At 68.2% G+C, this 19,804-nt stretch carries 16 protein-coding genes and 1 pseudogene; 10 read left to right on the forward strand and 7 right to left on the reverse strand.

What is annotated here, in order from left to right; all coding sequences use genetic code 11:
- Together ACJ8AT_RS14800 and ACJ8AT_RS14805 are read right to left on the reverse strand one after the other, a co-directional pair.
- Nucleotides 1-334 (reverse strand): hypothetical protein (locus tag ACJ8AT_RS14800; protein ID WP_407738369.1); only part of this gene is annotated, 334 nt, incomplete at its 3' end.
- A 7-nt stretch (nucleotides 335-341) separates the two neighbouring features.
- A complete protein-coding gene (locus tag ACJ8AT_RS14805) occupies nucleotides 342-989 on the reverse strand; it encodes a hypothetical protein (RefSeq protein WP_407738370.1) in 648 nt (215 codons plus the stop codon).
- A 194-nt stretch (nucleotides 990-1,183) separates the two neighbouring features.
- Between ACJ8AT_RS14805 and ACJ8AT_RS14810 the strand changes: the two genes are divergently transcribed.
- On the forward strand, nucleotides 1,184-3,508 hold the full coding sequence (locus ACJ8AT_RS14810; RefSeq protein ID WP_407738371.1) for an ATP-dependent helicase: 2,325 nt from the start codon (nucleotides 1,184-1,186) through the stop codon (nucleotides 3,506-3,508).
- On the opposite strand, the gene ACJ8AT_RS14815 is transcribed toward ACJ8AT_RS14810, so the two are convergent.
- A complete protein-coding gene (locus ACJ8AT_RS14815) occupies nucleotides 3,509-4,582 on the reverse strand; it encodes a PQQ-binding-like beta-propeller repeat protein (protein WP_407738372.1) in 1,074 nt (357 codons plus the stop codon).
- A gap of 57 nt (nucleotides 4,583-4,639) precedes the next feature.
- Between ACJ8AT_RS14815 and add the strand changes: the two genes are divergently transcribed.
- Complete coding sequence (gene add / locus ACJ8AT_RS14820; protein WP_407738373.1) at nucleotides 4,640-5,800, forward strand: adenosine deaminase; 1,161 nt, start codon at nucleotides 4,640-4,642, stop codon at nucleotides 5,798-5,800.
- 58 nt (nucleotides 5,801-5,858) lie between these two features.
- The gene (locus ACJ8AT_RS14825) at nucleotides 5,859-6,638 is read left to right on the forward strand and encodes an SDR family NAD(P)-dependent oxidoreductase (RefSeq protein ID WP_407738374.1); all 780 of its coding nucleotides are present in this window, start codon (nucleotides 5,859-5,861) and stop codon (nucleotides 6,636-6,638) included.
- On the opposite strand, the pseudogene ACJ8AT_RS14830 reads toward ACJ8AT_RS14825, so the two are convergent.
- A pseudogene (locus tag ACJ8AT_RS14830) lies at nucleotides 6,604-6,816 on the reverse strand (tyrosine-type recombinase/integrase); the annotation flags it as partial. The gene ACJ8AT_RS14825 and the pseudogene ACJ8AT_RS14830 sit on opposite strands and share 35 nt — an antisense overlap.
- A gap of 358 nt (nucleotides 6,817-7,174) precedes the next feature.
- On the opposite strand from ACJ8AT_RS14830, the gene ACJ8AT_RS14835 reads away from it, so the two are divergent.
- Both ACJ8AT_RS14835 and ACJ8AT_RS14840 read left to right on the forward strand, forming a co-directional pair.
- Entirely contained in the window at nucleotides 7,175-8,035 is an 861-nt protein-coding gene (locus ACJ8AT_RS14835; RefSeq protein ID WP_407738375.1) for a hypothetical protein, read from the forward strand.
- A gap of 5 nt (nucleotides 8,036-8,040) precedes the next feature.
- The gene (locus tag ACJ8AT_RS14840; protein WP_407738376.1) at nucleotides 8,041-8,502 is read left to right on the forward strand and encodes an immunity 26/phosphotriesterase HocA family protein; all 462 of its coding nucleotides are present in this window, start codon (nucleotides 8,041-8,043) and stop codon (nucleotides 8,500-8,502) included.
- A gap of 607 nt (nucleotides 8,503-9,109) precedes the next feature.
- On the opposite strand, the gene ACJ8AT_RS14845 is transcribed toward ACJ8AT_RS14840, so the two are convergent.
- Nucleotides 9,110-10,519, reverse strand: coding sequence for a serine/threonine protein kinase (locus tag ACJ8AT_RS14845; protein WP_407738377.1), 1,410 nt, complete (start codon nucleotides 10,517-10,519; stop codon nucleotides 9,110-9,112).
- Nucleotides 10,520-10,707: 188 nt separating this feature from the next.
- On the opposite strand from ACJ8AT_RS14845, the gene ACJ8AT_RS14850 reads away from it, so the two are divergent.
- From ACJ8AT_RS14850 to ACJ8AT_RS14865, 4 genes are all read left to right on the forward strand, one after another.
- Nucleotides 10,708-11,154, forward strand: coding sequence for a hypothetical protein (locus ACJ8AT_RS14850; protein WP_407738378.1), 447 nt, complete (start codon nucleotides 10,708-10,710; stop codon nucleotides 11,152-11,154).
- Nucleotides 11,155-11,171: 17 nt separating this feature from the next.
- The gene (locus tag ACJ8AT_RS14855) at nucleotides 11,172-12,296 is read left to right on the forward strand and encodes an alpha/beta fold hydrolase (protein WP_407738379.1); all 1,125 of its coding nucleotides are present in this window, start codon (nucleotides 11,172-11,174) and stop codon (nucleotides 12,294-12,296) included.
- 4 nt (nucleotides 12,297-12,300) lie between these two features.
- The gene (locus tag ACJ8AT_RS14860; RefSeq protein WP_407738380.1) at nucleotides 12,301-13,188 is read left to right on the forward strand and encodes an alpha/beta fold hydrolase; all 888 of its coding nucleotides are present in this window, start codon (nucleotides 12,301-12,303) and stop codon (nucleotides 13,186-13,188) included.
- A gap of 69 nt (nucleotides 13,189-13,257) precedes the next feature.
- Nucleotides 13,258-15,330 (forward strand): family 43 glycosylhydrolase, encoded by a 2,073-nt coding sequence (locus ACJ8AT_RS14865; protein WP_407738381.1) that lies wholly within the window; start codon nucleotides 13,258-13,260, stop codon nucleotides 15,328-15,330.
- Here the strand turns inward: ACJ8AT_RS14865 and ACJ8AT_RS14870 are convergent.
- Both ACJ8AT_RS14870 and ACJ8AT_RS14875 read right to left on the reverse strand, forming a co-directional pair.
- Nucleotides 15,324-16,517 (reverse strand): murein transglycosylase A, encoded by a 1,194-nt coding sequence (locus ACJ8AT_RS14870; RefSeq protein WP_407738382.1) that lies wholly within the window; start codon nucleotides 16,515-16,517, stop codon nucleotides 15,324-15,326. The two genes, ACJ8AT_RS14865 and ACJ8AT_RS14870, sit on opposite strands and share 7 nt — an antisense overlap.
- Before the next feature lie 3 nt (nucleotides 16,518-16,520).
- Nucleotides 16,521-18,008: a hypothetical protein gene (locus ACJ8AT_RS14875; RefSeq protein ID WP_407738383.1), complete on the reverse strand. Its 1,488-nt coding sequence runs from the start codon at nucleotides 18,006-18,008 to the stop codon at nucleotides 16,521-16,523.
- Nucleotides 18,009-18,323: 315 nt separating this feature from the next.
- On the opposite strand from ACJ8AT_RS14875, the gene ACJ8AT_RS14880 reads away from it, so the two are divergent.
- Nucleotides 18,324-19,748: an RtcB family protein gene (locus tag ACJ8AT_RS14880; RefSeq protein ID WP_407738384.1), complete on the forward strand. Its 1,425-nt coding sequence runs from the start codon at nucleotides 18,324-18,326 to the stop codon at nucleotides 19,746-19,748.
- Nucleotides 19,749-19,804 lie beyond the last annotated feature (56 nt).

Here is a 19,804-nt window from a genome sequence, read left to right on the forward strand (position 1 = left end):
GCTCGGGAGAGCCGTCCTCGGGCGTCATCAGTTGTACCAGCAGGTGCCAGCCGATGCGCAGGACGATGCCCTGGTAGCTCGTGGGGACGCGCTCGGGAAGGGACAGGGTGAAGGGCACCTCCATGCGGGGATGGAAAGGGCCTGGGAGCTCGGCGATGCTCAGCACACGTGACTCCGGTTCTCCAGGGCCTTCGATGCGGCAGATGGCTCGGAGCCGCATGGACTGCGCGGTCCTGACGGCCGAGGTGTCTTCCAGGAGGCGGACGCGGCCCTCGAGCGTGCCGCCTGCCTCCACCTCGGGTGCTTCGAAGGCCACCGTGCAGATCAGATCCATGGCGGGCTCAGGCTTGACGGGGGAGGATGAGCAGCTCCCGCTCCAACCGCAGGTCCAGCCGCCCGATCAGGACGACCTCCAGCTCCAGGCGGGTCGCCACCGAGTGGCGCGTCCAGCGAAAGCTGGGCGGCAGCTCCAGGGGAATGGGGACCGGGACGGACTGCTCCCAGGGCTCGCTCAGCTCTTCCGGGAGCGCCAGCCGGGAGCTCCACCGGTGGACCTCCATGACGCTCGAGAGGTGCCCCGTCTGCTGTTCCGAGTCGTGTGACAGCTCTGGGAACTTCTCTTCGTAGTCGGCCCGCTCCTCGGTGATGAGGCGCAGCTCCGCGGAGCTCACTCGCACGCTCCCCCGAGGCACCAGACGCACCCGGACTTGCGCATCGCCTCCCAGGAGCGCGCCTCCCTCGGGGAGCTCGAGCGTGGTCTCCCGGAACGCCGTGTGGCCGAGCATTCCAATCACGACCGCCACGATGAGGGCGAGTCCCATCACGAACAGGGCGCCCGAAAAGACCAACATGGGCACGGGAGGCTCGGTGTTCTCCCAGCGGTGGAGCGTGGCCGCCTGCCAGGGATCGACCGACATCAGCAGGATGATGCCGAGGCCCAGCAGGGCCCCGCCCAGCAGAAAGGTGAGCAGGCGCGAGCGGAACACCATGAAGCCCTCAGTCTGACAGACTCCCGGGGCTCAGGCGATGCCTGGTAGGAGGCCGCTCGCGCAGCCACTTCGAGCCTGCGAGCCGGTCACAGGGTCTCCAGGCAGGCAATCGGGCCGCGAGTCATGCAGAACCTCCTTCGCGGAGCGCGGAAAGGCGTTAGAAGACAAAGCTTCCGACTCCCACCAGACTCGCCGTGAATCCGCACGAACAAGCCCTGCTCGAAGATCTGAACCCGCCCCAGAAGGAAGCTGTCCTGCATGGGGATGGTCCGCTGCTCGTCCTGTCGGGGGCCGGGAGCGGAAAGACGCGCGTCATTACTCGCCGCGTGGCGCACCTGGTGCTGGTCCGCCGTGTCTTCCCCTGGCGCATCCTCGCCGTCACCTTCACCAACAAGGCCGCGCGAGAGATGCGCGAGCGCCTCACACAGCTCCTGGGCGCGCAGGCCAATGAGCTGGTGGTCAGCACCTTCCACTCATCGGCCGCGATGATTCTCCGCCGCGAGGCCGAGGCCGTGGGGCTCACCCGCAGCTTCGTCATCTATGACGACGGGGATCAGCTGGGGCTCGTGAAGCGCGCCATGCGCGATGCACGCGTGGAGCCTGGGCTCCAGCCGCGGGAGATCCTCCACCGGATCGATCAGGAGAAGAACGCCGCGCGCCTGCCCGAGGACATGCACGTGGACGTGGATGACGTGCGCGGCATGGTGGTGAAGAGGGTGTACCAAGCCTATCAGCGGCTACTGCGCGCCGCGAACGCGGTGGACTTCGGGGACCTGCTGCTGCTGCTCGTCACGCTGTTCCGCAAGCGCCCGGATGTGCTGGCCCAGTACCGGCGTCGCTTCTCCCACGTGCTCGTGGACGAGTTCCAGGACACCAACCCGGTGCAGTACGAACTGCTACGGCTGCTGGCGCCCCCTCCGAGCGCCAACCTCGTGGTGGTGGGCGACGACGACCAGTCCATCTACCGCTGGCGCGGTGCCAGCGTGGACAACATCCTCCGCTTCCCGGAGCAGTACCCGGGCGCCAAGGTCGTCAAGCTGGAGCAGAACTACCGCTCGGATCAGAACATCCTCGAGGCCGCGCACGCCGTCATCTCCAAGAACCGGCGGCGCATGCCCAAGAAGCTGTGGAGTGATCGCCAGCGGGGCGAGCACCTCCAGCTCCTCATCAACCGTGATGAGCGCGCCGAGGCCCAGGAGGTGGCTCGGCAGATCCACGCGCTGCAGCGCGAGGGCTTCATCAAGTACTCGGGGATGGCCGTCTTCTACCGGGCCAACGCCCAGAGCCGCGTGCTCGAAGAGGCGATGCGGCTGGCGCGCGTGCCGTACACGCTGGTGAGCGGCCGCAGCTTCTATGATCGCGCCGAGGTTCGCGACGCCGCGGCCTACCTGCGCCTGATGGTGAACCCGCGCTCGGATGCGGACTTGCTGCGCGTCATCAACACGCCGGCGCGCGGTATTGGCGACACCACGGTGGAGCGCCTCTCCGATCATGCCGACCAGCAGGGCATCAGCCTCTATGAGGCCATCGCCCAGCCGGAGCGCATTCCCTCGCTCAACGCGGCGGCCTCGCGGCGGCTGGCGGGCTTCCACTCGCTGGTGGCCTCGCTGAACGCCTTCGCTCAGGAGGCCAAGGACGCCGCGAGCGCGGTGGACCAGATGCTCCAGGAGACCAAGCTCGTGGAGTCGCTCACCGCCGAGGGCAGTGACGAGTCCCTCACCCGCGCGGAGAACCTTCGCGAGTTCCTCGGCGCCGCGCAGGAGTTCGATCTGAATCGCGTCGCCGCCGCGGTGGCTGCTGCAACGGCGCAGCCGGCTGAAGGGGCCGAGCCTCCTCCGCCCGATCTGGAGGCAGCGCCGCTCTCCGCGGACGTGCCTCCGCTCCAGGCGTTCCTGGAGCAGATCAGTCTGGTGGGCGAGGCGGATGCCGTGGTGGGCGAGGGCCGCGTGGCGCTGATGACGCTGCACGCGGCCAAGGGCCTGGAGTTCGACGCCGTGTTCCTCACCGGCATGGAGGACAACGTCTTCCCGCACTCGCGCTCGCTCGCCGTCGAGGATCCCGAGCAGAGCGAGGAGATGGCCGAGGAGCGACGCCTCTGCTACGTGGGCTTCACTCGCGCTCGCAAGCGGCTGTTCGTGAGCCTCGCGCAGTGCCGCTCGCTCTTCGGGGAGCTGCGCTACAACCCGCCCTCGCGCTTCCTCCGGGACGTGCCGCCGAACCTCTTTGGCATCGAGCCCGAGGCCCAGGTGGCTCAGCGTCCCGCTCCGTCGCCTGTGGCTCCCCGCCGCCGGTCCTATGACGAGGATGAGGGCCCGCGCATCGATCGATCCTACTCCCAGGCCTCGGACATGGAGGGCATGAGTGGGGACGTGCGTGGCATGCGTGTGCGTCACGAGCAGTTCGGCGTGGGGCGGGTCATCTCCGCGGATGGCTCGGGGCCCAACGCCAAGATGACTGTGGATTTCGGGGACGGGGTGGGCCTCAAGCGCGTCATCGCCCGCTTCCTCATGCCGGGCTGATCACGGCTCCAGCGCGCGGATGCTCCAGGACAGCACCCGCCCGTCCAGCCCCAACACGAAGATCTGATCCCTGATGACCACCGGGGTCGTCCTCAACGAAGTGTCCGTGCGCACCGAGAAGACGGGCGCTCCTCCCTGTCGCCGCAGGCCGAGCAGCAGGCCTTCACGCCCGCTCGTGGGAACGATCAACTGCTCCCCGTACGCGGTGAGCTGCGTCACGAGCGGGGAGGGCAGGGTGATCCCCGACAGGCGCCGGCCATCCGTGGGCGAGATGGCCAGCAGCTGAGCAGGCTCGGTGCCGACCCAGAGCACTCCCTGGAGGTACGTCGGCGGGCTGGTCAGGACCGTCGCGGGCGTCTGCTCCCACCGTGGGGCGCCATCCTCCACCCCAAGTGCGGCCATTCTCCCGGTGCGCATGGATACGTACAGCGTGTCACCCTCCAGCGTCATCCCCAGCACCTGCGCCATCGGTCGACGCCAGCGGACCGCCCCGTCCGCCGTGGACAACCCCACCAGCCCCGTGTCTCCCAGCGACACCACCAGCACCCCTCCGGCCAGCACCGGCGCGGGCAGCCGCTGGCTGGGATCGATGTGGGACTCCTCGGCCTTCGGCGCGGGCCGCCTCCAGCGCACCTGCCCCGTGTCCAGCGCGTAGGAACGCACCGCGCCATCCGGCCCCAGCGCGTAGACAGCCGCCTCATCCGAGACGAGCGCCGCGAGCACCGGCGGCTCCCCGGTGAGGCGCCACCGGTCCGCTCCATCCGCGAGCCCCAGCCGCGCCAGCTCCCCGCCCACCGTCCCGGCGACCACACTGTCCCCGGACACCGTGGGCCGCGCCGCCACCTCCTGGGCGAACTTCACCCTCCACACCGCCTCCCCTCGCCGGTTCAGCCGCACCAGCGTGCCCGCCTCGTTGCCCACCAGCACGCCGTCCTCCAGCGCCACCAGCCCGGCCCGGGAGGAGGCATCCGTCGAGAACGCAAACACCGGCTCCGCGGGCCGCTTGCACCCCGCCGCACCTGTCGCCAGGAGCACGAGCAACAGGCGGATGCATGGACAGGCGCGCGGCAGCATGGTTTGAGGGATGCATCTTCCGACCCGCACGAGGGTTGGCAAGCAAGGAACCTCACCATGGCCTCCATTCGTGACGACGAGCTCCCCAACGCCACGGGCATTCCCTCCGCCGCCCGCCGTGCCGACATCTCCCCACCCCCGGCCATCGAGGTGACGGAGGAGCTGCTCCACGCGTTGCCCAAGACGGACCTGCACTGCCACCTGGATGGCTCCATGCGGCTGAAGACCATCCTGGAGCTGGCCGAGGAGCAGAAGGTGAAGCTGCCCGCGGACTCCGTGGACGGGCTGGCCCAGGCCATCCACATGGGGCAGATGTGCAAGAGCCTCGAGGAGTACCTGGTGGCGTTCGACGTCACCCTCTCCGTGCTGCAGACGGCCGAGGCGCTCTACCGCTCCGCCTATGAGCTGGCCGTGGACGCGGCCGCCGAGAACGTGCGCTATCTGGAGGTCCGCTACTCGCCCGCGCTGCACCTGCAGAAGGGCTTGAAGATGACCACCGTCATCGACTCGGTGCTCGAGGGCCTGCGCGCCGCCAAGCGCGAGACGGGGATCAAGTGCGGTGTCATCGTCTGCGGCATCCGCCACATCAACCCGCAGACCTCCATGCGGCTGGCCGAGCTGAGCGTGGCCTACAAGAACCGGGGCGTGATTGGGTTCGATCTCGCCGGTGCCGAGGCGAGCTTCCCCGCCAAGGACCACAAGGATGCGTTCCAGCTCATCCTCAAGAACAACGTCAACTGCACCGCGCACGCGGGCGAGGCGTTCGGCCCCGAGTCCATCTCCCAGGCCATCCACTACCTGGGCGCGCACCGCATCGGCCACGGCACGCGGCTGCGCGAGGATGGGGATCTGCTCAACTACGTGAACGATCACCGCATCCCGCTGGAGGTCTGCCCCAGCTCCAACGTGCAGACCGGCGCGGTGCCGAGCCTCAGTGCGCACCCACTCAAGTTCTACTTCGACTACGGCCTGCGGGTGACGATCAACACCGACAACCGGCTCATCACCGACACCACGGTGACCAAGGAGCTGTGGCTGGCGCACAAGGAGCTGGGCCTGGAGCTGGAGGATCTCACCACCATCATCGTCTCCGGTTTCAAGAGCGCCTTCCTGCCGTTCCGCGAGAAGCAGGACATGCTGCGCGCGGTGAACCAGGAGATCGCCACCACGCTGGCCGCCTTCGAGAAGCGCCCCACGGCGGTGAAGAAGCCGGCCTGAGCCCGGGGGCCGGTGGTAAGGAGAAGGCCTCGTCTCTTCTGGAGGGAGGCCCTCTCGTATGGATCTGCAACTGACGGGCAAGGTGGTGCTGGTGACGGGTGGCTCGGATGGACTGGGAGCCGCCGTGTGCAATCGGCTCGTGTGGGAAGGGGCGCGCGTGGCGCTGTGCGCCCGCAAGCCCGAGCGGCTGGAGGCCACCGCCGCCACGTTGCGCTCCCAGGGCGGAGAGGTGCTCGCGGTCCCCGCGGATGTGTCTCGCGCCGAGGACCTGGAGCGCTTCGTCAAGGCCGCGCACGAGCGCTGGGGCCGCGTGGATGGGCTGGTGAACAACGCCGGCTCCGCGTCCGCCAAGCCGTTCCTCTCGGTGACGGATCAGGAGTGGGAGGAGGACTTCCAGCTCAAGGTGTTCGCGGCGATGCGCACCGTGCGGCTCACGGTGCCGCTGCTGCGCGCGGCGGGTGGAGGCTCCATCGTCAACGTGCTGTCCATCAAGGCCAAGGAGCCGGGGAAGAACACCACGCCATCCTCCGTGTCCCGGGCCGCGGGCATGTCGCTGACGAAGGTGCTCTCCAAGGAGCTGGGGCCGGATGCGATTCGCGTCAACGCGGTGCTCGTGGGGATGATCCAGAGCGGGCAGTGGAACCGGCGCGCCGAGGCCTCGGGCAAGCCCGCGGAGGCCTTCTACGCCGAGCGGAGCAAGGAGGCGGGGGTGCCGCTGGGACGCATCGGGCAGGCGGAGGAGTTCGCGGACGTGGTGGCCTTCCTGCTCTCGGCGCGCTCCTCCTATGTCACAGGCACGGCCATCAACGTGGATGGCGGCCTCTGTGACGTGGTCTGAAGCGTATAATCAGTCCGGCCTCGCGCCCCACGCACGTGTCCGGGCTCAGGTAGGCATAGCGCATCGTCATGTCGATGGTGGCATGCCCCATCAGTTCCTGGATGACCTTGAGTGGGACGCCCCGCATGGCGAGACGGCTGCCGTAGGTGTGGCGTAGGTCGTGCCAGCCGATACGCTCCTCGCGCTCGCTGTCCCTTGGTTGACTCGGCCGCACGGCCTCCCTGTAATCCCGCGTGGGGCTCCTCGCGAGTGGAGCCCATGCCAGGAGGCGCTGGGTGCCAAGAGGGGTGGCTCTGCTGACATGCATGTTGCTTGTGGGGTGTAGCAGCGCCCCCCGGAGCGTTCGCCCTGCCACTGGACAGGCAAGGTACTGCGTCTATGTCTCGAGCAGCGACTTTGAGCAGGCAGCACAAGGTGGAGCATCTGCCGCTGTGCCTGCGCCAGGGGCGGGTTCGCCGACGGCTCCACTGCCCCCTTCACCACCACCGCTGAGAGGGCTTCCTGGCGGGGGCACAGGAGATGGGGTACCCCGCGGCATGCTCCGCCCGGTGCCGCAAGGCGGCACGACCGCGGCAGGAGCAGGCACTGGCGCTGCGGCAGGAGAAGCCCTGGTCACAGGTGGGGCGGTGGTTGCGGCTGCGGGCAGCGTTCTGCTGCTTTGCTTCACCGCCAAAGCGGTTGTGGCCGGGGAGCAGACCCCCATCGACATCGCGGACAAGTTCTACGGCACCCACTTCGGCGATGTTTCTGAATGGGTTCGAGGCCGGTATCCCCCAAAGGGCTCTGCGCATCCGGCCACCATCGAGATAGACATCCTCATTCACCAGGCGCCTGACGGCACAGTGGAAGTGACGACAAGCGCGCCCACGTCCCAACCTGAGTCGGTGTCTTCTCCCCACGCTCTTCCCAGTGGACGGCCAGCTGCGGAATCCGACAGAGAAAGTAAAAAGAAACGCGGCCGTCTCTATGTGACCTACAGAAAGCTCAACAAGAGAACCAAGCTCTACTACTCGGGGCGGACCAGCATGGTCATTGATCTCGGTCTGCCCCTTGACCTCCAGGCACAGTTGGCCATTCGGTTCCGAGACATGAATCATCATATTGATGAGAAAGAAGACCCGAAGGATGCTTCATTTGCTCAAGCACTACTTGATGTATTCGAGCTTGGAAATGCCATCGACTACAATCTGCGGTATGATGACCCAGCGTATTGGCGGATTCGCGGAAGAGAGCAGCAGTTGATAGATTTCCATGGAGGCGCCCAGTCCGACACGGGCAAGCCTTATCGAACCGAGAACATCGTGCGTGCCGTGGCAAAAGACAACCCGAGAGGTAGACAGTTTCACGACGCTGCCACAGTTCGCTGGGGACAGATTCACCGTTACACAGGATATTAGGCGACATGCACCTGCGGCCAACACATAAACCAGGTTCATTCTTGAGAATCCCTCTGGCAGACGGCTCCTTCGGCTATGGAAGGGTTCTCGAAGTACCATTTGATGCCTTCTATGACTACAGAACCACCAGCCCAGACGCGGACCTGGACAGGATCGCATCAAAGCCCATTCTTTTCAGGATTGTTGTCAAGCATCCATACCCGAAGTCATGGGAACTCATTGGGTGGAGAGAGCTTGAGGAGCGCCTGACTCAACCCATTGTCCAATTCAGAATGGAAGTGGGCCCACTCCGGCGCTGTTGGATTTTCGACAGCCTTGGCAATTCGAGAGAGGCGTCCCCCCAAGAATGTATTGGGCTTGAGCCAGCGGCTGTTTGGGAGTCCCACGGTGTCGAGGAACGTCTGTTTGATACCTTCATGGGACGGCCTAATGATTCATTAGAGCACTTATGGAAGGAGTTGGAGTAGCAGAGTGCCTTTAGGACATGCGGCCAACACACAAACCAGGTTCATTCTTGAGCCTGGGCTATTCACGAAGAGCGGGGATCCATTGCATCATCGCTGATGATCACGTGCGCGATGCAGAGATTCTTGCAGAGGACAGACCCCGCCTGTTGCGCCGCTTCGCTTGCCTGGACGCCCCAAAGGTGAAGCCCCCTCCGCCATGTTGCACGCCCGGCGCGGGTTCGATTGCCGCCGCCTCCATGCAGAACAACCCGCCGCTCTCAAGCGCTCTCCCTTTAAGAAAGGGGCACAGGTGAAGGGAACGGGCGAGAGCAGAGAGGCAGAGGAGGGTTGCTGAGGAGTGCAGGAGGGCCGAGTGGCACGTCGGTGCGCCCCCCCGCAGCCCAATCAGGTACACGCCTGCTCAAGCCGCCCTCCCATGAGGAGGCGGCAGGCGATAGGCCAGTGTTGGCGTGCAGGGGCGTATCGGCGTGCAGGGAGAATCCCTCGCGGACACAAGCCGCAGCCAAGAGCACGACGTCGCATGGGGCCTGCACCACCGAGGAAAGGAGGTCGTCTCCAAGTCCGCTGGCGCTGAGGAGCGCCATGATTGGCAAGAGCTTGAACACGCTCATCGCGGCTCCTCCGAGGCGGGCTGGCGCAGCGGCTCCCCGGTTGCCAGGTAGCACTCGCCTGCATAGTCGAACATGGTGTCGCCGCATGGGGCCGACTGGCCTTTGAGAGGCCCGAACCAACACGCTCCGTTGATCGCCTTCTGCCCCCGCTCGCATGGCGGCTTCTTCTGCCCGGGCTGCGGCGTTGAAGGCATCGGCCTTCCATACGACAAGAAAAACCTAGGCATCGTCTTCGTCGCATCTTGCACGCTGGCGAGTGCCTCCTCACCCACACCTCCATCCGGGGCCTCGGGAGTGGGCTGTTCATCCGCAACGCTGGGTTCCCAGGCGGGAGCGCGGGGCGGGGCGGTTGTGGGCTTCTCGGAGCCACCATGGACAGCGAGAAGGAGTACCGCGCCGGCTGTCAGCCCGCCCCCCAGTGCTGCGATTGCCGTGGACGCCCAACTGGGCCATGTCCAGTGGGGCTGCGGTCCTGGCCTCGAGGTTGAGTCGGTGTCCGCCGCGGCCTGAGCGGGGGCGAGAGGCGCCGCGGCATCCCGCGCGCCACCAGCGACCGACAGGCCGATGGCCAGGGCGGCGGCGGAAGGGCGCGCTTGGCGATCCTGGGAGAGACAGGCCAGGAGCATCCGCTCCAGGCCCACGCTCACCGTCGAGAGTTCACGCGGGGGCAGCAGCCGACGCTGAGGCAGCGAGCCCTCCTCGGGCGCGGGCGGGTAGGTGCCCGTGCAGAGGCGGTACCCCGTCACCCCCAGCGCGTACACATCGTCGGGAGGGCCTGCCTCGTAGGGCTCGCCTGTCTTCCGATGCGCCCAGGCCCAGCGCACCGCCTCGGGAGCCCGGTAGCTCGAGGTGCCCGGCGGCAACACCGTGTCGGTGATGCCCTTCGCCCCCCGGCACATTCCAGCCCCCCAGTCGAGGAGGACAGCCCGCTGGTTGGGGGCCACCAGGACGTTGTCCCCCTTCACGTCCCGGTGGACCCCGCCGGCAGCGTGGGCAGCGGCCAGGGCGCCGGCGAGCTGCGCGAGGATCTCGAGGACCTGGGCGGAGGTGACCTTCTGCTGCCGCGCCCACTCGTACAGCGGCATTCCGTCCACCCACTCCATGACGAGGTAGGGGTACTGCGCACCACTGCCGCTCTTCCACCATCCGCGGTCCTCGAAGCGCGGCACCGAGGGGTGATGCACCGACTGGAGAAGGGTCACCTCTCTCTTGAAGCGTGGGTCGTCCGGAGCCACGGCTACCTTCAAGGCAAAGAGGCCCGTTGAGGGGTGGCCCGCGCGGTTCGCCTTGAAGACCACGCCAAAGGAGCCTCGGTCCCAGCGCTCCCTGATGATCCATGGGCCGACGATGGCCCCGGGCACGAGCTCCGCGTGAGGCTGTGCATGTGTCAGATCGCTGCCGATCATCAATCCCCTCCTACTGAGTTTGAGAGGCAGCACCCTACTTCGTGGGTAGGCTTTGTTCCAGCAGGAGACGGGCGCCCCACGTTCATGACGCGTCTCCGGGGCGAACCGGGAGACCGGGCGGGCGAGCATGAAGGCGACATGAGCGTTCGCCTCAGCCGCGCCCCCCGTAATTGGATAGATTGTAGGCCATGGCTTCCTCCTCCTCCCGCCCACCGAAGAAGGGCCTGCTCAACCGTGGCCTGAAGCTGGTCGGGCGCCTCACCAGCCCGGAGACGCGCTCGGGCAAGGTCTTCGCCAAGGCCGAGAGCGGGCTCACCCAGGTCTCCTCGAAGCTGAGCGAGAGCCCCACCTGGCTGCGCCTCAGCGGCGGGGTGATGCGTGGGCGCTTCAATCTGCGCATCCGCCGTCGAGCCCTCCAGGAGCGGGTGCTCCAGGCCCTGCGCATGCCCGCGTCCTCCGATGTGGAGTCCATGCGCGATCAGGTCCGCCGCCTGAGCCAGCAAGTCGAGGCCCTCGGCTCGCAGCTCGAGATGGCTGTGGAGCTGCTCGAGCGTCAGCAGCGCAATGACCGCGCCACTGGCTCGCTCCAGGAGGCTCCGCCGCCCGAGCCCATCGCCCGCCGCCGCGGCACCTGAGTCCCGAGAGCCCGCCCATGTCGTCGAACACCTTCCAGCGCTTCCGCTCCTTCGTCTCGGGCCAGGTCGAGCTGTCTCGCGCGCTCGCGCAGGTCGTCCAGGAGCGTTCCCTCAACCCCTATCCCTATCTGCGGCCCATCATCGAGAAGGCCTCCGGCGTGCGAGAGCCACCCATCAGCCCCACGCCGCACTCGGTGGTCTACACGCGCGGCAGCATGCGCCTGTTGCGCTACGCCGCGCCGCACCGCCGCTGGCGCACGCCCATCCTCTTCGCCTACTCGATGATCAACCGCTGGTACATCCTCGACTTCCTGCCCGGCCGCAGCCTGATCGAGTTCCTCACCCGCGCTGGCTTCGACGTCTACGCCATCGACTGGGGCATCGCCGGGCCAGACGAGCAGCACCTGTCCTGGGCTGATCTGCTGGGAGATCTGGTCCGCCAGGCCGTGCGGTGGACGCTGCGCTCCAGCGGCAGCGACGAGCTCACCCTCTACGGCTACTGCATGGGCGGCACCCTGGCCCTGGCCTACGCCAGCCTCTACCCCGACGGCATCCGCAACTTCGTGGCGCAGGCCACGCCCGTGGACTTCAGCAAGGGCGGCATCTACTCGCTGTGGACGCAGCCCGGCCACTTCGACGTGGACTCGCTCGTGGACGCCTACGGCAACGTCCCCTCGCGGGTGCTGGAGAGCGGCTTCCTCGCGGCGGCTCCCATCCAGCGCGTCACCCGGTGGCTGGACGTGTGCCGCCACATCGACGAGCCCGAGTACGTCACCACGTTCCTCGCCATGGAGCGCTGGGGCGCCGACGCCGTGCCCTTCCCGGGCGAGGTCTATCGCCAGTACATCAAGGACTGCTACCAGCAGAACCTCTTCTGCCAGGGCCGCATGGAGGTGGGCAGCGAGCGCGTGGAGCTGAGCCGCATCCGCGCCTCGCTGCTCAACGTCATCGCCGAGCAGGACACCATCGCCCTGCCTCCCATGAGCGAGCCGCTCAACAAGCTGGTGGGCTCCCAGGACACCCAGACGCTCCGCTTCCCGGTGGGCCACATTGGCCTGTCGGCCTCCAGCAAGAGCCCCGTGAAAGTGTGGCCCGCCATCGCGGATTGGGTTGCCGCCCGCTCGCGGCCCATGGAATCATGACGCAATGCGTAATTCGATGGCGCCGCTGCGCGAAGGCTCGATCCGCCTCAAGGATGGGAGGCGGCTCGCGTTCGCCGAGTCCGGAGACCCCTCGGGCGTGCCGGTGGTGTTCCTCCACGGCAATCCGGGCTCGCGCTACATGCGCCACCCGGACGACAGCCTGACGTATCGCCTGGGCGTGCGGCTCATCACTCCGGATCGGCCCGGCTACGGGCTGTCCGACTACCAGCCGAACCGCACGCTGGTGGATAGCGCCTCGGACCTCGAGCAGCTCGCGAACATGCTCGGGCTGGGATGCTTTGCCCTGCTCGGCGTGTCCGCGGGAGGCCCCTACGTCGCGGCGTGCGCATGGCGGCTCGGTGAGCGGATCACCCGCGCGGCCATCGTCTCCGGCGCCGCGCCGTTCGATCGGCCCGGGGCCATGCAGGGCGTCAACCGCGACTACCGCAATGCGTACACGCTGGCCGCCTGGCCCGAGTGGCTGCTGCATCCCGTCATGGCCCTGCATGATCGCTCGGTGCGCGGCAACCCGAGGCGCGCTCTGGCGGGGCTGATGGCGCACTGCTCGGCCGATGACCGCGCCACCCTGTCGGATCCGGCCATCGCCGCCCAGGTGCAGGGCTGGAGGCTCGAGGCCACGCGCCAGGGCGTCAGCGGCATGCGGCGCGAGGCCCATATCCTGGTCTCTCCGTGGGGCTTCCGGCTGGAGGAGATCCGCCCCGAGGTGCACCTCTGGTACTGGGAGGGAGACACCATCGTCCCGCCGCAGATGGGGCGCTACCTGGCCGCGCGCATTCCTCGGACCGTGCCGCACTTCCTCCCGGGTGGCGGGCACTTCTCCCTCTACACGTACTGGAAGGACATCCTCACGCAGCTCGTGCGCCCGGAGTGACATTCCGGGTGAAGTTTGCTATCCCGGCAAAACTGGAATTCCTGAGTGGAACCTGGGAGGGCGAACTTCATGAGCGCAGGAGCGAGCATTCGCCGTGAGCGCGGGGAGAGTGTCCGAGGGCTGCTGCTTGCGGCGGCGCTGTTCACGGCCACGGCCGCGAGCGCCCAGACGTTCACCAATCCCATCGTGCCCGAGACGTCGGCGGATCCGTCGATCGTCCTCTACAACGGGTCCTACTACTACGCGTCCAGCGCGGGAGATCTGGGCATCAACGTGCGCAAGTCCGCCACGTTGACGGGGGTGGGGAGCGCGCCAGCGGTGAAGGTGTGGACGGCGCCGGCCACGGGGCTCTACAGCCAGCAGGTCTGGGCGCCGGAGCTGCAGCTGATCAACGGCCACTGGTACATCTACTTCGCGGCCGCGGACAGCAACAACGCGAACCACCGCATGTACGTGCTCGAGTCCACCACGTTGGATCCGCAGGGCGCGTACACCTTCAAGGGACAGCTCCGGCCCACCACGGACAAGTGGGCCATCGACGGCGCGGTGATCCAGAAGGACGACGGCTCGCTGTACTTCGTGTGGTCCGGCTGGCCGGGAGACACGGACGGGCAGCAGAACCTCTACATCGCCGCCATGAGCAACCCGTACACGATCAGCGGAGATCGCGTGCTGATCTCTCAGCCCACGTTCGCCTGGGAGGGCCGGGGGATGACGCTCAACGAGGGGCCCCAGCCCCTCCGGCTCGGAGGCAAGTACGGCATCATCTTCTCGGCGAGCGGGAGCTGGACGCGCGACTACAACCTCGGGCTGCTGACGAACACGGATGGCAACCTGCTCAACCCCAAGTCCTGGATGAAGACCGGGCCGGTGCTCCGGCAGAACGGGGACGTGTACGGCGTGGGGCACCCGACCTTCACCAAGTCGGCGGACGGCACGGAGAGCTGGATCGCCTACCACGCCAAGCGCCTGAGCACGGATGGGTGGGGAGACCGCAGCGTGCGCGCCCAGAAGTTCTACGTGGACAGCGCCGGCTCGCTGAACCTGGGCGTGGCCCGCTCGGTGTCGATCGCGCAGCCGAAGCCCTCGGGAGAGGGTGGGGCGCCCGCTTCCGCCAACGTGGTCGACGGCAACGGCTGGGGCAGCTCGTTCGAGGGCGTGGGCCGCTCCGGCTCGTGGACCATCAGCAGCCCCACGGCCGCCACCAGCAACACGCTGGGCACGGGCTGGGCCAACCTCTTCCGCGGCAACCCGAACCTCGAGACCGTGGCCGCCTCGGCGGATGTGCGGTGGATCGCCACGGGCACCAGCTCCACCACGCCCAAGTTCGGCATCTATGGCACGTACAAGGATCAGAACAACTACGTGGCTGCGTTCCTGGACAAGAAGTTCGGGGTGCTCGCCACCTACGCGGTGATCGGCGGCACGGCCAAGGGCTGGCAGAACTCGACGCTCCCGGTGGGGTTCTCGTGGACGGTGGCCCACAACCTGCGCATCGAACGGAGCTGGAGCGGCAACTACAAGTTCTATCTCGACGGCGCGCTCCAGCAGACGCGGGCGCTGGACAACGTGTTCGGGATGATGGGGCTGGTGACGGAGGACACGCAGGCCGACTACACCAACGTGACGATGGACTCGGTCCAGGGTTGGGGAGACCCCGCCTACGACTGGTCCGAGAACGGGATGTATGAGATCCGCGGCCCTGGCGAGCTCGTCGCCTGGCAGTTCGGCGCGGGCTGGAAGAGCCTCTGGAAGAAGGCCGCGCCCACCACGGGCAACTACACCGTGGAGTCCGGCGCTCGGTTGCTCGCGCAAGGCACCACGGCGTTCCCGAAGTACGGCATCTACGGGTGCTTCCAGAACGGGTCCAACTACATGACAGTGTGGCTGGATCCGAAGAACTCGCTCCTGGCCACCCACGCCGTGGGCGGAGGCGTGGACCTGGGCTGGCAGAACACGGCGCTGAGCGGGCTCACCTTCACCAGCACGCACACCCTGAAGGTGGTTCGCAGCGGCTCCACCTTCACCGTGTACGTGGACGGCGTGCAGAAGCAGTCCCGGAGCGTGGGGCTCACGGGGTGCCAGACGGGAGTCGTCGCCGAGGACGCCCAGGCCGAGTACACGAACTACCGCGTCTACTGAGCCGCGGTCCGGCGCGGGACGAGGAACACCAGCCGGCCCTTCTGCTTCATCAGCCCGGCGGCCAGCTCCGCCTCGGGGCCTCGTCCCCAGAAGACGTCCACGTGGCCCGCGCCCTTGATGGCGCCGCCCGTGTCCTGGTTGAGCACGAACCGGGACAGCGGCTGCCACTGCACCGTGCCGTCCGGCAGCGCCACGGGCCGCTCGGTCTGGAGGAAGGCCAGCGCGCCGCGCGGGAACAGCTTCGAGTCCGTGGCGATCGATCGGCCCGGCGTCACCGGCCTCCCCAGCGAGCCCACCGCGCTGCCTTCCAGGTAGCGGAAGAACACGTAGGACTCGTTGTAGTCCAGCACGCGATCACACTGTGGCCCGTTCGCTGCCAACCACGCGCGCAGTGCCTGCATGGACATGGCCTCGCGGGGGATGATGCCCTCCTGGATGAGCAGCGAGCCGATGCTGCGATACGGCCGCCCGTTCGAGCCCGCGTAGCCGATGCGCCGCTCGGTCCCATCCGGCAGGCGCAGCGTGCCGCTGCCTTGCACCTCGACGAAGAAGAGCGCCACCGGATCCTTCGCCCACGCGAGCTCCAGGCCCTGGCTGGACAGCTTGCCGCCGCGGATCTCGGAACGGCTCCAGTAGGGCACCAGCTTCCGTCCATCGAGCCGTCCGAAGACCTTCTCCGACTTGAAGCGGTCACCGAACGGTTCGAGCGGTACCTCGATCAAGTCCTTCGGGGCGCCATAGATGGGCGTGGAGTACTCCTCGGTCCGGGTGAGGCTCGCCTCGATGGCGGGCTCGTAGTAGCCCGTGAAGAGCACCAGGCCATCCTCGCCGCCGGCCGCCTCCAGAGGCTCGAAGTCCTCGAGCACTCGCGCCGACAGCTCCGCCGGAGTGAGGCCGTCGGTGAGGCGTGACTGCAGGTGCTCGAGCGCGGCGCGCAGCTCGGCGGCGGTCACCTCGCGCTTGCCGAAGATGAAGCGCTGATCCCCGGGCCGGGTGTTGAGCCAGACAAGGCTCTCCGCGATCGCCGCTCGCAGCGCCGCGGGCTCTCCATCATCCCGGAGCTCCAGCGGTTGGGACAGCTCGTGCAGGGCGTCCTCGGGCCGCGTCACCGGCGTGAACGGATGCCGGCAGCCCGCCACGAGCATGCAGGCCGCCAGCCACAAGAGTCGAGCGCACCGCGAGGCCATGGTTCAGTGCTGGGGGATGAGCGCCTTCACTTGCTGGATCAGAGGCGCCAGGCGCTCCGTGTTCATGCCCACGCCGATGCCCAGGGCGAACGTCAGCGCCAGGAGGAACAGCGTGCTCAGGCACGAGCCTCCCGAGCGCTGGGGCTGGGCCTGCGCGCCTTGAGCCTGCGTCCCCTGGGCCTGCGTGGGCTCCGGATCATCGGGCACCTGCACGACGATCTTGATGCCACCGTAGAACAGGGTCTCCACCAGCTCGTTGAGGAACTGCTCGTACTCCGCCTCGTTGATGTCGAGCTCGTGGGTGTAGCGGCTCTTGTGCCGCCTCGCGACCACGCCGTAGCTGCGGAGCTGGGACTCCTTCTTGGCGACATCCACCCAGCCGCAGACGATCGCGGGCACCGACTCCAGGTTCGACACGAGCGAGATGGGCTGCCGGGCGTGGAGGCCTCCGGCGGTGCTGGGGCCATCCGGCTCGTCGATGCGCAGCCGGTAGGGCGCCGTCCCGTAGCTCCGCCGCGCGAACGTCGACTTGACGAGGTCCGCGACCATCGCCGCCTTGTTCGAGAACGTCGTCCGCAGCGGCTCCTCTCCCGGCAGGGGCTCGCTCGGAGGCGGAGACAGGGAGGAGATGAGGTGGGGCGCCGTCACGACCGGACTCAGGACGGGAGGCGGCGGTGGGACGTAGTTGGGCGAAGTCAGCATCGGCGCCGAGGCCGGCGGCGGGGCGTAGTTGGGCTGGGGGATGACCGGAACGCTGGGCGCCTGGCGGATGTAGTGGGGCTCGGTGTTCACAGGGACCAGCACCGGCGGGCCGTGCGGAGGCGACACCAGGGCCTGCTCGGACCCCATGACAATCGGTGGCAGGGACTGGGCCCGCGTGGGGAGCGCGGACGCGTCATTCCCCCCCGCATCCCAGGGCAGGGGAGTCTCTTGCCGGGGAGCCTCGCGCGCCGCCGGGGGCACGGACCCAGCCTTGCGAGGGATGGGGCGCGTCGAATCGCCCGGCTCCTGCAGTGCGGGCCGAGTCCCCGTCTTGCGAGGGATGTTGCGCGTTGCGTCGTCCGGCTCCTGAAGGGCCGGGCGAGTCCCCGTCTTCCGAGGAATCTGCCGCGTCGAGTCATCCGGCTCCTGAAGGGCCGGGCGAGTCCCCGTCTTCCGGGGGATCTGCCGCGTCGAGTCGTCCGGCTCCTGCGTGGCGGGGCGCGCTCCGCCCTTGCGAGGAATGGGGCGCGTGGCCTCGTCCGGCCCCTGGAGCTCGGGATCCTCCAGGGGGATCGGATCAATCTTCCGCGGAACGGGCGGTGTGGCCTCGTCCCCCTCGTTCCAGGTGGGACGCGAGGTGGAGTTGGGGAGCAACTGCGTCGAGTCGCGCTGCGGATCCCACGAGGGAGGCTCGGAAGGCAACTCCTCCTCGTCCTCCTCGGGAGGCTTGACTCGAGTCTCCTCGGTGGAGAGCACCGGGGGGAGAGATCCCCTCTGCTTGGTCGCCATGGGAAGTTCCTCCCACATCGTGCAATGGACTTACCCGGGGGTCCAGTGGCCACGGTGGGCTCGGTGCCTTTCTACCCTTGAATGGCTGCCGTGGCGCGAATCCAGCAGCGGACGTCCGGTAGCAGGCCAGGCAGGCGGCTCCGGGAACGCTCTGGCCTCAGGGTGAGCTGTCAGGGGGGCTCGGAGCCTCGCGTCCGGGGCGCCCGAAGGATGGCCTCGCGCCGTCCCGCGACCGCGGCTGCTGACCCGAGGTCTCCCTCATTCGTCCACGTCCCCTCGTGCTCTTCCGGGCGCGAGGTAGCTCCGAGTTGGGTCATGCAGCCGAAACTGAATCGGCTCCTGCGGGCGCTTGCCCGCGAGGGGCTCGAGGTGACCTATGACGGTCGCCTCTACACCGTCCGCCTCCAGGGTGACGCCAACGCGCCGCCCGCCGAGGTCCTCCTCCCGCCGGACCTGCCCGTGGAGGGCAAGGCCTTCCGGCAGCTCGCCCACCTCGCCTCCCTGAAGCACCCCAGCGGTGGCGCTGTGCTGCGCGTGCGCGCCACCCCCGACTTCCACCCGGGTGACTCCGGGGTGGCCATCGGCTCGGTGCTGCACACGCGCGGCATGGTGGTGCCCGCCGCGGTGGGCACCGACATCAACTGCGGCATGCGCCTGCACGTGGCCGACCTGGGCGTGGAGCAGTTCCTCTCCCGCCGCGATGCCTTCGTGGAGCGCATGAAGGGCCACTACTTCTTCGGCACGCGAGACGTGGCCATGTCCTCTCGGGCCGCCGAGGCGCTCATGCGCGACGGCATCCCCGGCTGGCTCCTGGAGACCCTGGACCGGCCGCTGGGCTGCGCCGCGAAGGCGGACCTGACGCAGCTCGATCGCGAGTCCACCCGCATCCACCTGGGCGGGGCGCTGGAGGGGGACCCGCGCTGGGCTCCCTCGGGGCTGATCAAGCCCGGCGTCGTGCGAGACGCGGGGCTGGCCACCATCGGCGGCGGCAACCACTTCGTCGAGGTGCAGCGCGTGGAGTCCGTGGTGGACCGGACGCGGGCCTGGCAGTGGGGCGTGCGCGAGGGACAGCTCGCGTTCATGATCCACTCCGGCTCTCGGGACGTGGGCAAGCACGTGGGCATGGCCTGGCAGGCTCGTGCGCGCGAGGCCTGGCCCGCGGGAGAGCCCTTCCCGGAGAGCGGCATCCTCCCGCTGGCGGATCCGGCGCTCGTCGCGGAGTACCTCCGGGCCGAGGCCACCGCCTCCAACTACGCGTTCCTCAACCGGCTGCTGCTGGCGGAGCTGCTCCGGCACACCTTGCGCGAGCTGTTCGGCGAGGTGGAGGCCCCGCTCGTCTACGACGTGCCCCACAACATCACCCTGCCGTGGGAGGGCGGCTGGCTGGCGCGCAAGGGGGCCTGCCCCGCCGAGGCGGACCAACCCGTCATCATCCCCGGCTCCATGGGCGCGCTGTCCTATCTGATGGTGGGGTGTGGAGACACGGCGTCGCTGGCCTCGGCCTCCCACGGGGCGGGGCGGGCGCGCTCGCGCTTCTCCATGGCGCGGGGCGGGGCGGACCGGCGCGACGAGGCGCTGGGGCTCACCGGCGTGGACTGCATCACCCTGCGCGAGGAGCGCCGCATCGAGGAGGCCCCCGCCGCGTACAAGCCCATCGGACCGGTGGTGGCCTCCCAGGTGGAGGCCGGGCTCGTCCGCGAGGTGGCGCGGCTGGCCCCGCTGCTCACGTTCAAGGCCTGAGCGCCGCCGGAGGGAGCAGGGAATGAGCCGGTCCGCGTTAATTCACTGGCGAACAT

It is taken from the genome of Hyalangium sp. (genome assembly GCF_045802625.1).
Taxonomy (GTDB): domain Bacteria; phylum Myxococcota; class Myxococcia; order Myxococcales; family Myxococcaceae; genus Hyalangium.